This window comes from Streptomyces sp. B93 (genome assembly GCF_018070565.1).
Lineage (GTDB): Bacteria > Actinomycetota > Actinomycetes > Streptomycetales > Streptomycetaceae > Streptomyces.
Map to the genome: position 1 here is coordinate 87,609 of NZ_JAGPXL010000002.1, position 12,745 is coordinate 100,353.

General features: G+C 74.3%; 13 protein-coding genes. 8 read left to right on the forward strand and 5 right to left on the reverse strand.

Annotated features, from left to right (window positions below; genetic code table 11):
* The first annotated feature begins 11 nt into the window (after positions 1-11).
* From KBY47_RS02730 to KBY47_RS02740, 3 genes are read left to right on the forward strand one after another with little or no spacing between them, the layout of a single operon-like run.
* Complete coding sequence (locus KBY47_RS02730; protein ID WP_210919413.1) at positions 12-230, forward strand: Trm112 family protein; 219 nt, start codon at positions 12-14, stop codon at positions 228-230.
* Positions 227-1,057: an FkbM family methyltransferase gene (locus KBY47_RS02735; RefSeq protein WP_210919231.1), complete on the forward strand. Its 831-nt coding sequence runs from the start codon at positions 227-229 to the stop codon at positions 1,055-1,057. The genes KBY47_RS02730 and KBY47_RS02735 overlap by 4 nt, the downstream gene beginning before the upstream one ends.
* Positions 1,020-1,679 carry a hypothetical protein gene (locus tag KBY47_RS02740; protein WP_210919232.1) on the forward strand — a complete coding sequence of 220 codons (660 nt, stop codon included), beginning with the start codon at positions 1,020-1,022 and terminating at the stop codon, positions 1,677-1,679. Before KBY47_RS02735 ends, KBY47_RS02740 begins: the two co-directional genes overlap by 38 nt.
* A gap of 183 nt (positions 1,680-1,862) precedes the next feature.
* Here the strand turns inward: KBY47_RS02740 and KBY47_RS02745 are convergent, their stop codons facing one another.
* Positions 1,863-2,558: a DUF2993 domain-containing protein gene (locus KBY47_RS02745; protein WP_210919233.1), complete on the reverse strand. Its 696-nt coding sequence runs from the start codon at positions 2,556-2,558 to the stop codon at positions 1,863-1,865.
* Positions 2,555-4,756 (reverse strand): MMPL family transporter, encoded by a 2,202-nt coding sequence (locus KBY47_RS02750; RefSeq protein ID WP_308405016.1) that lies wholly within the window; start codon positions 4,754-4,756, stop codon positions 2,555-2,557. The genes KBY47_RS02745 and KBY47_RS02750 overlap by 4 nt, the downstream gene beginning before the upstream one ends.
* Before the next feature lie 121 nt (positions 4,757-4,877).
* Between KBY47_RS02750 and KBY47_RS02755 the strand changes: the two genes are divergently transcribed.
* The gene (locus KBY47_RS02755) at positions 4,878-5,564 is read left to right on the forward strand and encodes a response regulator transcription factor (protein ID WP_210919234.1); all 687 of its coding nucleotides are present in this window, start codon (positions 4,878-4,880) and stop codon (positions 5,562-5,564) included.
* The gene (locus tag KBY47_RS02760) at positions 5,561-6,949 is read left to right on the forward strand and encodes a cell wall metabolism sensor histidine kinase WalK (protein ID WP_210919235.1); all 1,389 of its coding nucleotides are present in this window, start codon (positions 5,561-5,563) and stop codon (positions 6,947-6,949) included. The genes KBY47_RS02755 and KBY47_RS02760 overlap by 4 nt, the downstream gene beginning before the upstream one ends.
* Here KBY47_RS02760 and KBY47_RS36265 read toward each other — a convergent pair.
* From KBY47_RS36265 to KBY47_RS02775, 3 genes are all read right to left on the reverse strand, one after another.
* Positions 6,937-7,110 (reverse strand): hypothetical protein, encoded by a 174-nt coding sequence (locus tag KBY47_RS36265; protein WP_247694132.1) that lies wholly within the window; start codon positions 7,108-7,110, stop codon positions 6,937-6,939. The genes KBY47_RS02760 and KBY47_RS36265 overlap by 13 nt on opposite strands.
* 128 nt (positions 7,111-7,238) lie before the next feature.
* Positions 7,239-8,126, reverse strand: coding sequence for a RimK family alpha-L-glutamate ligase (locus tag KBY47_RS02770; RefSeq protein WP_210919236.1), 888 nt, complete (start codon positions 8,124-8,126; stop codon positions 7,239-7,241).
* Between the two features lie 273 nt (positions 8,127-8,399).
* The gene (locus KBY47_RS02775; RefSeq protein ID WP_210919416.1) at positions 8,400-8,750 is read right to left on the reverse strand and encodes a DoxX family protein; all 351 of its coding nucleotides are present in this window, start codon (positions 8,748-8,750) and stop codon (positions 8,400-8,402) included.
* Positions 8,751-8,838: 88 nt separating this feature from the next.
* Between KBY47_RS02775 and KBY47_RS02780 the strand changes: the two genes are divergently transcribed.
* Genes KBY47_RS02780 through KBY47_RS02790 form a run of 3 tightly spaced genes read left to right on the forward strand, consistent with a single transcriptional unit; the run spans position 8,839 to position 12,638 of the window.
* On the forward strand, positions 8,839-9,765 hold the full coding sequence (locus KBY47_RS02780; protein ID WP_210919237.1) for a LysR family transcriptional regulator: 927 nt from the start codon (positions 8,839-8,841) through the stop codon (positions 9,763-9,765).
* Positions 9,766-9,814: 49 nt separating this feature from the next.
* Complete coding sequence (locus KBY47_RS02785; RefSeq protein ID WP_210919238.1) at positions 9,815-11,278, forward strand: acyl-CoA synthetase; 1,464 nt, start codon at positions 9,815-9,817, stop codon at positions 11,276-11,278.
* Positions 11,271-12,638: a carboxyl transferase domain-containing protein gene (locus KBY47_RS02790; protein WP_210919239.1), complete on the forward strand. Its 1,368-nt coding sequence runs from the start codon at positions 11,271-11,273 to the stop codon at positions 12,636-12,638. Before KBY47_RS02785 ends, KBY47_RS02790 begins: the two co-directional genes overlap by 8 nt.
* Positions 12,639-12,745: the final 107 nt, after the last annotated feature.

A 12,745-nucleotide genomic window follows, 5' to 3' on the forward strand; every position in this document is an offset into this window, starting at 1 on the left:
CCGGCCCGCCCCTGAAACCCGACGATCCGCTGCTGAGGATCCTCGCCTGCCCGCTCGACAAGGGCCCGCTGCACCTCCTGCCGTCGGCGGACGCCCTCTACAACCCCCGGCTGCGCCGCCGCTACCCGATCGTCGACGGCGTCCCACAGCTGCTGCCGTCCTCGGGGGAGCAGGTCGCGGACGAGGAACACGAGCAGATCATGGAACTCCTCCAGCGGACGGCCCCATGACGACGCTCGCGGCCCGGCTCGCCCCGCTGGTCCCGCCGCGTCTGGTGGCCGCCGCCGCCCGCGCGGTCTACCCCCGCTTCGAACCGGAGCTGGCCCGGATCGCCGACCTGTGCCCGCCCGGCTGCGGCACGGCGGTGGACGTGGGCGGCTGGTACGGCCCGTGGACGCGACGGCTGGCGGGCAGGTCCCGGCGGGTGGTGACCGTCGAACCCGTCCCCCACCTGGCGCGTCTCCTCACCGCCACCACCCCGCCCCACGTGCATGTCGTCCAGGCCGCCGCCGCGGACCGGCCCGGCACCGCACGGCTGTGGCTGCCGCCCGACGACACCGGTCGGCGGGGCGTGTCCTCCCTGGTCCGCCGGGACATCCACGCCCATGCGGTGGAGGTGCCCGTGGTCGCCCTGGACGACCTCGGTCTGAAGGAGGTCGGCTTCATCAAGATCGACGTGGACGGCAGCGAACTGGCGGTGCTGCGCGGCGCGACGGCCCTGCTCTCCCGCGACCGGCCCGCGCTCTTCGTGGAACTGGAGTCACGTATCCAGCCGATCGCGCCGGTGCTGACGTACCTGCGGCTGCTGGGCTACGACGGCTGGGTGCTGCCCACCCGCGACTGGGTGCCGCTCGTCTCCTTCCCGCTGGAGGCCCACCAGGCGCTCACCTCCCACGTGGCCGGGCACGGTCTGCTCCGCCGCGTACTGCCGCTGGGCGGGCCCCGGTACGTCAACTCCGTCCTCTTCCTCCCGGACGGCCACCGCCCGCGCGGCGCCCGGATGCGCGACGATGGACCCCATGCCACCGCCCCGGCCGAATCCGAACCGCCCCCGTAGCCCGTTCACCCCGCTGGACTTCCAGCTGGTCCTGCTGCGCCGGATGGCCGACCACAACCCCGACCTGGTGGCGGCGGCCCGCCGGCGGCTCGGCGCGTCGATCACCGACATGCGGGAGGCCAACAAGCGCTGGCAGGCGATGCTCCGCTCGCCGCACGCCCGCGCCGCCGCCACCCGCTACCGCTCCGTGCTCGGCCCCCCGGAGACCACGACCGCCCGCCGTATCGGCGACCTGGACTGCGAGGCCTGGCAGTGGCCGGTCCCCCTCTGGTCCGACCTCCGCTTCGAGGCGCTGCTCGCCCCGAACGGGGCGCTGTGGAACGAGTGGCTGGTCCGCGCACCCGGCGCGTCCCCACCCGTCCTGCGGACCCTGGACGACCTCACCCCCTGGTCCTGCACGGTCGACGAGGCCGCCCGCGCCTTCGCCCCCGCCCGCCCCCTGGAGGGCACGGCACCGACCCGCTGGGGCCTGGCGTTCACGGCACCGGACGGGCAGGGGGTACGGCGACGGGTGGCGGCCGAGTTCACGTGGGGGCTGCTCCAGCGGACAGCGGTCGGTGGGCCGGGGGGCGCGCCGGTCGACGGGCCAGGGGGCGCGCCGGGAGGCGGGCCGGTCGGCTGACCGGGGGGCGGGCCGGTCGGCGGACCGGGAGGCGGGCCGGTCGGCTGACCGGGGGACGCACCGGTCGACGGGCCCGGGGCGCGCCGGTCGGCGGGCCGGGACGCAGGCCGGTCAGCGGACCGGGGGACGCACCGGTCAGCGGGCCAGGAGGCAGGCCGGTCAGCTGACCGGGAAGCACGCCGGTCAGCGGGCCGGCGGGAGGCGTGCCCGGTCGCCGGTGAGGGTCACGCGCAGGCCGGTGTCGGTGACGTCGAGGGCGGTGGCCTTCAGGCCCAGGGGGTAGTCGGGGCCGTCCCGCCCGGCCAGGTTGCGCTCGAACCTGTCGACGAGCGCGGGCGGCGCGTCCCGCCCGAAGACCCGCACCGCGTCGACGTGCAGCGCGACCCGCCCCTCCTCGACGCGGGGACGCAGGGTGACCTCGCCCAGACCGCCGCTGAGCAGCAGCACGACGGTGTCGGTCGCCGGGTCGGCCCGCACGCCCGTGACCTCCAGCCGCCCCGCCTCACCGCCGCCCGCCATGTCCTTGAGGGCGGCGGGCGGAAGCTCCACCACCGCCCGGGTCCGCCCCACGGTGCCGGAGCCGCCGCTCAGCCGCAGGTCGTACAGCTCCGCCCGCACCCGGGCGCCTTCGATACGGCCGAGGGCGGCGTCGTCGCTGGTGACGGTCACCGCGTCGACGTGCCGGTCGAACAGGGCCAGCAGCGCCGGGCCACCGTCGATGTCGACGTCGGTGTCCTCGCCGAGCCTGCGGCCGACGGCGTCCTCGATCCGCCCGCCGATCAGCGCACGGGCGGCGAGTTCGGCGACGGTCGCGGTGAGCAGGAGCCCGGTGAGGAGGAGGACGCCGACGGACGTGACGCGGCGGGGTGGGCGCCTCACGCGGGCCCCTCGGCGTCGAGGCGCGGCAGCACCCGGTCGAGCCGTCGCGGCAGCCACCAGTTGGCCCGCCCCAGCAGGTACATGCTCGCGGGGACCAGGACCAGCCGGACCACGGTGGCGTCGATGACGACGCTGACGCCCAGCCCCAGCGCCAGCATCTTGATCACCACGTTGGTGGAGAGCAGGAAGGCGAAGAAGACGCTGGTCATGATGAGCGCGGCACAGGTGATGACCCGGGCGGTGCCCGCCAGGCCCACGGCGACGCTGCGCCGGTTGTCGCCGGTGTGCAGCCAGGCCTCGCGGATCCGGGAGAGCAGGAACACCTCGTAGTCCATCGACAGCCCGAAGACGATCGCGAACATCATCATCGGCACGTACGACTCGACGGGCACCGGTTCGGGCACGCCGAGCAGTCCGCCGCCCCACCCCCACTGGAAGACGGCGACGACGACGCCGTACGCGGCGGCGATGGACAGCAGGTTCAGCAGCGCGGCCTTGAGGGCGACGAGCAGGCTGCGGAAGACGGTGAGCAGCAGCAGGAACGCCGCCGCCACGACCACCGCGACGATCACCGGCAACCGGTCCCGCACCACGTCCCGGAAGGTGAGCTGGGCGGCGGTGGTGCCGGTGACATGGGCCTCGGCGCCGGTACCGGCGAGGGCGTCGGGGAGGGTGTGGTCGCGCAGCCGGTCCAGCAGGTCGGAGGTGGCCCGGTCCTGGGGCCCGGTGGCGGGGGTGACGGTGGCGGTCAGCAGGGTGTGGTCGGCGGTGGGGGTGGGGGTGGTGACGCGGGCGGTGCCGGGGGTGGTGGCGAGGGCGTGGTGGAGGGCGTCGGGGTCGACGGCACCCTCGTCGGGGCCAAGCTCGACGACGACGGTGAACTGGCCGTTGGTGCCGGGCCCGAATCCGTCCGAGACGAGGTCGTAGGCGCGCCGGTCGGTGTGGTCGGTGGGACCGGCGCCCGCGTCGACGTGCCCGAGGCGCATCCCGGCCGCCGGTACGGCGAGCACACCGAGGACGAGCATGCCGACGGTGAGGAACAACCAGGGGCGGCGGCCGACGGTCGCGGCCCAGCGGTGCCAGGTGTCGCCGACTCCGTGGTCCGGTTCGTCGGGCTCGTCGACGGGTGGGCGGACCCGCCAACGGTCGATGCGGTGGCCCGCGAGGCCCAGCAGGGCGGGGGCGAGGGTGAGGGCGGCGACGGCGGCCACGACGACGGTCAGCCCGGCGGCGGCGCCGAGGGTGCCGATGAAGGTGACCCCGGAGGCGTACAGGCCGCCCAGCGCGAGCGCCACGGTCACGGCGGCGACGATCACCGCACGCCCGCTGGTGGCCACGGCCCGCCCGGCCGCCTCGGCCGGGTCGCCCAGGTCCCGCAGCAGCCGCCGGTGACGCGTGATCAGGAACAGCGCGTAGTCGATGCCGACGCCGAGGCCCATCATCGTCGCGAGCGTCGGGGCGGCGGCGCCGAAGCTGAACAGGGCCGCCAGCAGCCCGAGTACGGAGATCCCGGCGAGGAGTCCGGCGAGCGCGGTCAGCAGCGGGAACCCGGCGGCGGCGACACTGCCGAACCCGACCAGGAGGACGAGTACGGCGGTGACGAGCCCGATGACCTCCGACAGGTGCGCGCCCGACTCGGGCCGGGCGAGCTGCCCGAGGGGGCCGCCGTACTCGACCTGGACGCCGTCGGCGCGCAGCCCGGCCACGGCGCCGTCGACCTGGTCGACGTACGACTTCTCGAAGCTGGTCGGGTTCTCGTCGAACCGGACGGTGACGAGGGCGGTCGAGCCGTCGGCGGAGAGCGCGCCGGGGGTGGTGAGCGGATCGGCCACCGAGATCACCTCGGGCAGTTCCGCCAGTTCGCCGACGGCCCCGTCGATGGCCTCGCGGTGCCCGCTGAGCGGCCCGTTGGCGGTGTGCAGCATGATCTGGGAGGCGGTGCCGCGCACACCGTCGGACCCGTGCTCCTTCAGCAGGTCGGCGCCGGTCTGCGCGGAGGTGCCGGGGAGGGCGAAGTCGTCCTCGTACGCGCCGCCGAAGGCGCGGTCGGCGGCGACGGCCGCGAGGGCGACCAGCAGCCAGACGCCGAGCACCCACCAGGGGCGGCGGGCACACCAGCGTCCGGCGCGGTGCAGACGGCCGGGGCGGCCGGGCGGGGCGGGTGCGTGTGGGGCGGGGGTGGTGGAGGTGTCGATCACGGGGCCAGGTTGGCGGAGAGCTGCGAGCGGAACGTTCGACGAATGTTCGGGGAGTGTAAGGATCGGCGCCGGGGACCCGGTGCGGGGTTGTCCGGCGCCGGGCGTGGTTAGCATCGGGTCCATGCCGGAGCACAAGGGACTCGTCCTGATCGCGGAGGACGAGCGGCACATCGCCGACCTCCAGCGGCGCTACCTGAGCCGTGAGGGCTTCGGCGTCCACGTCGAGGCCGACGGCACCGCCGCGCTGTCCGCCGCCCGGCGGCTGCGTCCCGTCGCGATCGTGCTGGACATCGCGCTGCCCGGCATGGACGGCGTGACGGTGTGCCGCAGGCTGCGCGAGGACGGCGACTGGACGCCGGTGGTGTTCGTGACGGCACGGGACGAGGTCGCCGACCGCATCCTGGGCCTGGAGCTGGGCGCCGACGACTATCTGACGAAGCCCTTCTCCCCCCATGAACTGGTCGCCCGGGTGAAGAGCGTGCTGCGCCGCACGGCGGGCCCCGGCCAGGACCCCGTACGCCGGGTGGGCCGCCTGGTCCTGGACACCGGCCGCCGCACCCTGCACGTCGACGACGCTCCCCTGGAGCTGACGACGACGGAGTTCAACCTGCTGGCGTTCCTGATGCGCAACCCCGGGCAGGTCTTCTCCCGCGACCAGCTGCTGGCCCAGGTCTGGGGGTACGCCGACTACCGCGACACCCGCGTCATCGACGTCTACGTCTCCCAGCTGCGCGCCAAACTGGGCGAGGCGAGCCCGATCCGCACGGTGCGGGGCGTCGGGTACGCGGTGACCGACGGCACCCGATGAGGCGCGGGTCGCTGACGGTCCACGTCGCCCTCCTCACCACCGCGGTGGCGACGGTGGCGGTCCTCCTGACAGGGGCGTTCGCCTGGTGGGTGATCCGCTCGACGTCGGAGGCGCAGGAGCGGGACCAGTTGGCGGCACAGGCGGAGGTGCTGTCCCGTACGCCACCGCTGGCGGCGGCGATGCTGGGCCGCCAGGAGCGCATCGCGGGCCCCACGGGCACGATGCTGGCCCGGGTGCGGGCGTCGGGCGAGGTGGAGGGCCCGGCGGCGGAGGTCGTGACGGCGTCGCGGCGCGCGGCGCTGCTGTCGGGGGAGGAGGTCTCGGCGACGGCGACGCTGAACGGCCGCCACATGCTGGTGGAGGGCGTACCGACACCGGCGGGCGGCGGTCTGGTGCTGGCGCAGCCGATGAGCACGGTGGACGAGGCGAGCGCGAGGATGCGCACCCGCCTCCTCCTCCCCCTCTCCCTGGGCCTGGTGGGCTCGGCGCTGGCGGGCGCCCTGCTGGCCCGCAGGCTGGCCCGCCCCCTCACGTCGGCGGCGGCGGTGGCCCACCGTCTGGCCGACGGCGAACGCGGTCTGCTGGTCGGCACGGACGGCCCGACGGAGGTCGCCGAACTGGCGGGCGCGCTGAACTCCCTCGACGCGGCCCTGGCCCGCAGCGAGAACCGCCAGCGCGACTTCCTCCTCTCCGTCTCCCACGAGATCCGCACCCCCCTGACGACGGTCCGCGGCTACGCGGAGGCCCTGGCGGACGAGGTGGTCACGGGGGACGAGGTGCCGACGGTGGGCCGCGTGCTGACGGGCGAGGTGCAACGCCTGGAGACGTTCGTGGGCGACCTCCTCTCCCTGGCCCGGCTGGAGGCGGACGACTTCCGCCTGGAGGTGACGGGTGTGGACCTGGGGGCCCTGCTGACGCGCCTGTCGGACGTCTGGACGCCGCTGTGCGCCCGCCATGGTGTCGAGTTCCGTACGGCGCGTTCCGAGGGACCCCTCATGCTCCGCACGGACGGCTTCCGGGTGCGTCAGCTCCTCGACGGCCTGATCGAGAACGCCCTGCGGGTCACCCCGGCGGGCGGCCCCCTGGTGGTGGCGGTCCGCTCGCGCGCTGGTGGCGGTGCCGTCCTCCAGGTCCGGGACGGCGGGCCCGGCCTCACCGAGGAGGACGCCGCCGTCGCCTTCGAACGCGGCGCCCTCACGACCCGCTACCGGGGCGTCCGCCCGGTCGGCAGCGGGTTGGGGCTGGCGATCGCCCACCGCCTGACGACGCGGCTGGGGGGCACGATCGCGGCGGAGGGACGGGCCCCGGAGGGCGGGGCGTGTTTCACGGTGCGGCTGCCTGCGGAGCCGCCCACGTCCGCTGTCTCCCTTCCTCAGGGCGAGTAGACGATCAGCGCCGTGGCCGGCAGGAAGGTGGCCAGGGCGCTGATCCACCGGTAGCCGCGCGGGGTGAGCGAACTCCGGCGCGCGAGGGCCCGGTTCACGCACGTCCAGAGCAGGGCGTAGGGGACGACGACGATGGCCGCGATCGGGAGCCAGAGCACCATGGGGTCGTTGTCGGTGGGCTCGGGACCGCTGACCCAGTTCGCCGCGAGGAATCAGAGAATCCAGACGGGTATGACGCCCGGGATGCCGAGGAGCACATTGGCGCCCAGTGTCATCGGCCACCGCCTGGTCACGAACCCGGCGTCCCTCCCAGCACAGCCGCCACCGCCTCCACCACTGTCGCGACGGAGCCGGTGTGCAGCGACAGGAAGAGGTTCGGCTCGACCAGTTCCAGCTCCATGAGCCGAGGCTCCCCGTCCTCCCCGTCGACGAGATCAACCCGCGCGTACGTCAGCCTCTCCGCCCCACCCGGTACGGCACCCAGGGCCCGCTCGGCGAGCGCGAGTTCGGCGGCGGTGGGTTCCCAGACCTCCAGCCCGGGATGGGCGACCTTGCGCTCGTCGTACGGCGTCCCGGGCGCCAGCACGGCCCCCTTCCGGCTGGCGTGCAGCAGCCGCCCCCCGAAGAACTGCAACGCCCGCTCCCCGCGCACGTCGATGCCCCGCATGTACGGCTGCACCATCGCGGTGAACCCCTCGGCATGCATCCGCCGCACCTGCCGTACGGCGGTGTCGTGCTCGTCGGCCGTGTACCGGGCGGCGAACCGCGCCCCCGCCCCGGAGGTCGGCTTGACGACGAACTCGCAGTCGCCGGGAGGGTCGAACGCCTCCCCCGGCGCCACGTACCGCGTCGGCACCGTCGGCACACCGGCCGCCGCCAGCTCCCCCAGGTACCGCTTGTCGACGTTCCACCGCACCACGTCCGCCGGATTCACCAACCGCGTGGCCTTGCCGCAGTCCTCGGCCCACGCCAGGAACTCCTCGGCCCGCCAGCTGTAATCCCAGGTCGACCGAATCAACGCGAGATCGAACCCCTCCCACTCCACCCCGCCCTGATCCCACGCGACAACCCGAACCTCAGCCCCCGCCCCCTCCAGCGCCCCCGCCAGCACGGGCAAATCCCGGTCCACACTGACATCCGGCTGGGGCCGACAGGTGACGAGCGCTATGCGGGGCACTGTGGGGTTCCTTCCTCGCAGGTGTTCGGAACAGACGATCGAGAGCGGGCGATGATGGCGGGCGACGTACAACGTACGAACGCCGGGGAGCGTAACAAGCGGGAAAGTGAGTGACCGTGGGGCCGGGTCGGGTTGGCCATGCGGCCCGGTTGTGGGGGATTGGTGCCTTTGGCTCAGGAGGGTGGGGTGCCAATGTGGCTCTGACGGTTGCGTTTGCCTTCGCGGGCGGCGTGAGGTGTGGGGCGAAGGGGCCAATCGGCGTCGGGGCGGTGTCTAGTGCGTGGCTGTGAGGGATAGCGATGCGGCGGACAGGGTCAGGTAGGCGCCGGGGAACGCGATGTTGTGGTAGACGCCGGCGCGGATGTGGGCGGCGAGGGCGCCGAGGAAGAATGCGGTGAGGCCGGTCGCGGCGGCGAGGCCGAGGGGGCGGGCGCCCAGGACGCCGAGGAGGAGGCCGGCTGCTCCGGCGGCCTTGAGGGTGCCCAGCCAGGGGAGCCAGGAGCGGGGGACGCCGACCTCGGCCGAGTTGGCGAGGACGAACCCGGCCCGGGCGAAGTCCGCGGCGGCGATACCGGCGTTCGCTGTGATGGTGATCGCGGTGACGATCACGTAGGCGGTGAACATCATGGGGCCCCTTCCGGTCGTTTCCTTGTGCTCAGGCTCCCCGAGCGGCCTCGGCAGCCGCTAATACCTGCGTCTATAACCTGTGGGCATGGACGTCGACACCCGACTGCTGCGCTACTTCGTCGCCGTGGCGGAGGAGGGGACCCTCACCCGTGCCGCCGAGCGGCTGTTCGTGTCGCAGCCCGCGCTCACCAAGCAGATCAAGCAGTTGGAGAACCAGCTCGGAGTGCGGCTGTTCAGCCGGTCCCGCGCCGGTATGGCCCTCACCGAGCCGGGGCGGGTGCTGGCGGAGCGCGCGCCCGGCCTGCTGGCCGACTGGGGTGAGGTACTGCGTGAGACCCGCGGCGCCGCCCGGCGGGCCGCGCGTGTACTGAGGGTCGGGTTCCTGGCCAGTGCCGCCAATGAGGCGACCCCGCGCATCGTCGCCGAGTTCGCCCGGCGCCGACCCGGCTGGCGGGCGGAGATGCGGCAGGCCAACTGGTCCAACCCGAGCGCCGGACTCGCCGACGGCGACGTCGACGTCGCCCTGCTGCGGCTGCCCTTCCCCGGTCAGCGTGCGCTGCGCGTCTCCGTGCTGTTCACCGAACCCCGTGTGGTCGCCCTGCCCGCAGGGCATCCGTTGGCGGAGCGTAGCCTGATCGCCTTCCGTGAGCTGTGGGACGAGCCGTTCGTCGCCGCCCCGCCCGAGTCGGGCCCCTGGCGCGACCACTGGCTGGCCACCGACGAGCGCGACGGCCACCCCGTCCGCGTCGGCGCCGTCACCGACCAGCCGGACGACTGGCTCAGCGCCATCACCAACGGCTACGGCATCGCCCTCGCCCCCGCGTCCGCCGCCCGCTTCTACGCCCGTCCCGGCGTCGTCTACCGCCCCGTCAGCGGAGTCAGCCCCAGTCAGGTCGCCGTCGCGTGGGTGCCGGCCGACGACGCCAATCCCGTCGTACAGGACTTCGTTCGCTGTTGCCTCGGCCACGGACGACAGGCCTCCGGTGGAGGGGACCGGCGTCTCCCGGGGTAGGAACGGTCTTGCTGGCCCCGACCGCCGTTCGCCCCTAGGAGTACGCCGCGTGTCCACCCTCTTCCCCGCCCTCACCGGCGATCCCTCCCCCGACCGGCCCGCCCTGCGCTTCGGTGAGCGTTCACTCAGCTACGCGGACCTCGCCGCCGTGAGCGCCACGGTCGCCGACCGGGTACGCGCCGTCCAGCGCGTCGCCGTATGGGCGACCCCCACGCTGGAGACCGCCGTCGGGGTGGTGGGCGTGCTGCTCGCCGGGGCCGCCGCCGTGCCGCTGAATCCGAGGTCCGGGGAGAAGGAGCTGGGGCACATCCTCCGTGACAGCCGACCGGAGATCGTCCTCGCCGGGCCGGGGGACGAGCTGCCCGGGGCCCTTGCCGCCATCGAGCGGTACGACGTCGATGTGCGTCCCGCTCCCGGCGGGGGCCGTGCCTCCGACGATCGTCACGACGCCCTCGCCCCCGCCCTCGTCGTCTACACCTCCGGCACCACCGGCCCGCCCAAGGGCGCGGTCATTCCGCGTCGGGCCCTCGCCGCCACGCTCGACGCGCTCGCCGACGCCTGGCAGTGGACCGGCGACGACGTGCTCGTGCACGGGTTGCCGCTGTTCCATGTGCACGGGCTGGTGCTGGGGATTCTCGGCCCGCTGCGGCGCGGCGGTGCCGTACGGCATGTGGGACGGTTCACCACCGGGGGCGTGGCGCGGGAGCTGAACGACGGCGCGACCATGCTGTTCGGGGTGCCCACCATGTACCACCGCATCGCCGAGGCCCTTCGGGACGAGCCGGCGCTCGTCAAAGGGCTGACCGCCGCCCGGCTGCTCGTCTCCGGTTCCGCCGCACTTCCCGTGCACGACCACGAGCGCATCGCCGCCGCGACCGGACGCCGGGTCATCGAGCGGTACGGCATGACGGAGACGCTGATGAACACCAGCGTGCGGGCCGACGGGGAGGCACGGGCGGGGACGGTCGGCGTGCCGTTGCCCGGGGTCGAACTGCGGCTCGTGGAGGAGGACGGGGCGACGCCCGTCACCTCGCACGACGGGGAGACCGTCGGGGAGGTTCAGGTGCGCGGGGACAACCTGTTCACCGAGTACCTCAACCGGCCCGACGCCACCGCCGCCGCCTTCACCGACGACGGCTGGTTCCGTACCGGGGACATGGCCGTGCGGGAGGGGGACGGGTACGTCCGGATCGTCGGGCGCAAGGCCACCGATCTCATCAAGAGCGGGGGGTACAAGATCGGGGCCGGGGAGATCGAGAACGCGCTGCTCGAGCATCCGGGGGTGCGGGAGGCCGCCGTCACCGGGGAGCCGGATGCCGATCTCGGGGAGCGGATCGTCGCCTGGGTGGTGGCCAGTGACCCGCAGGCACCGCCCAGGCTCGAGGAGCTGGCCGAGCATGTCGCCCGGCGTCTCGCCCCGCACAAGCGGCCCCGCGTGCTGCGCCTGCTGGACGCCCTGCCCCGGAACGACATGGGGAAGATCATGAAGCGGACGCTGGGTGATCATGTCTGAGCGGGCCCGTCGGCTCTCCGCCCGTGCGGTCATCGGTCTGCTGGGGGAGGAGTTCGACGAGCTTCCGGAAGGAGGAGACAGGGAGGACGTCCCCGATGGGCCCCTGTCCTGGCCCGGGTACGACGCCTTGCGGGCCCGTGCCGCCGAGCGCACCGGGGAGGACGAGTCCGTCGTGTGTGGGGTCGTCCGGGTCGGCGGGGCTCCCGCCGTCGTGATCGCCTTCGAGTTCGGCTTCCTCGGCGGCTCCCTCGGCCAACGCAGCGGCGACCGGCTGGAGTCGGCGTACATCCATGCCCGTGCCCACCGGCTGCCGGTCGTCGCGCTGGTCGCCACCGGGGGCAGTCGGATGCAGGAGGGCATGGTCGCCCTCACCCAGTTGCAGCGCGTGGCGCGGCAGTCCGCGCTGACCCGGGCCGCCGGGCTGCCGCAGCTCGCCGTACTGCGCGATCCGACCACCGGCGGCGGCTGGGCCACCCTCGGTGCGGGCGCCGATGTGATCCTCGCGCTGCCCGGCGCCCAGGTCGGCTTCGCGGGCTCGCGGGTGCGTCCGGCGGACGCGGACCCGGCGGCGTACACGGCGGAGGCACAGGTCGCGGCGGGTGCCGCCGATGCCGTAGTGAGCGCCGACGCGCTGCGGGAGACGGTAGGGCGGTGGCTGCGGCTGCTCGGCGCGCCATCGGCGGAAGCGGTGCCGCCGCCCGCCCCGCTCGGGCTCACCGAGCCGCCCGCCACCGGCTGGGACGCCGTACTGCGGGCCCGTGACCCGCGGCGGCCACGCGCCCACCGCTATCTGGACGCCTACTTCGCCCACCGGGTCGCCGTCTCCGGTGACCGGTGCGGGGGCGTCGATGCCGACGGCATGCTGTGCGGCTTCGGGGAGAGTCGGCACGACGGGCGGACCGTCGCCTTCGCCGCGCAGACCGGCACCGCTACCCGGCCCGCCGGCTACCGCACCGCCGCCCGGCTGATCCGGCTCGCGGACCGGCTGGGCATCCCGGTACTGACCCTCGTCGACACGCCGGGCGCGGCGAACGACGCGGAGGCGGAGCGGGAGGGGGTGGGCGCGGCGATCGCGGAGGTGTTCGGGGCGGTGGCGTCCGCCCGTACGCCCCTCACGACCCTGGTGATCGGGGAAGGCGGCTCCGGGGGTGCCCTCGCGCTCGCCGCGCCCGGCAACACCTGGGCCACCCCGGACAGTTACTTCTCCGTCATCGCGCCCGAGCTGGCCGCCGCCATCCTCAAGCGGGCGGGTGGGGAGGTGCGGTTGACCGCCGACCAGCTCCTCATCCGGCCGCAGGATCTCGCCCGGCTGGGTCTCGTGCGGACGGACGGGGCGGACGGGGGCGGCCGGCGCCCGTAGCACGCCCATAGCGGTCGTCGCGCCGGTCAGGGGGCGGAGGCGTGCCGTCGCGGAATCCGAGACATCGTTAACTGGCTTCCGCAACAATGGAGTTCATCGAGGTCACA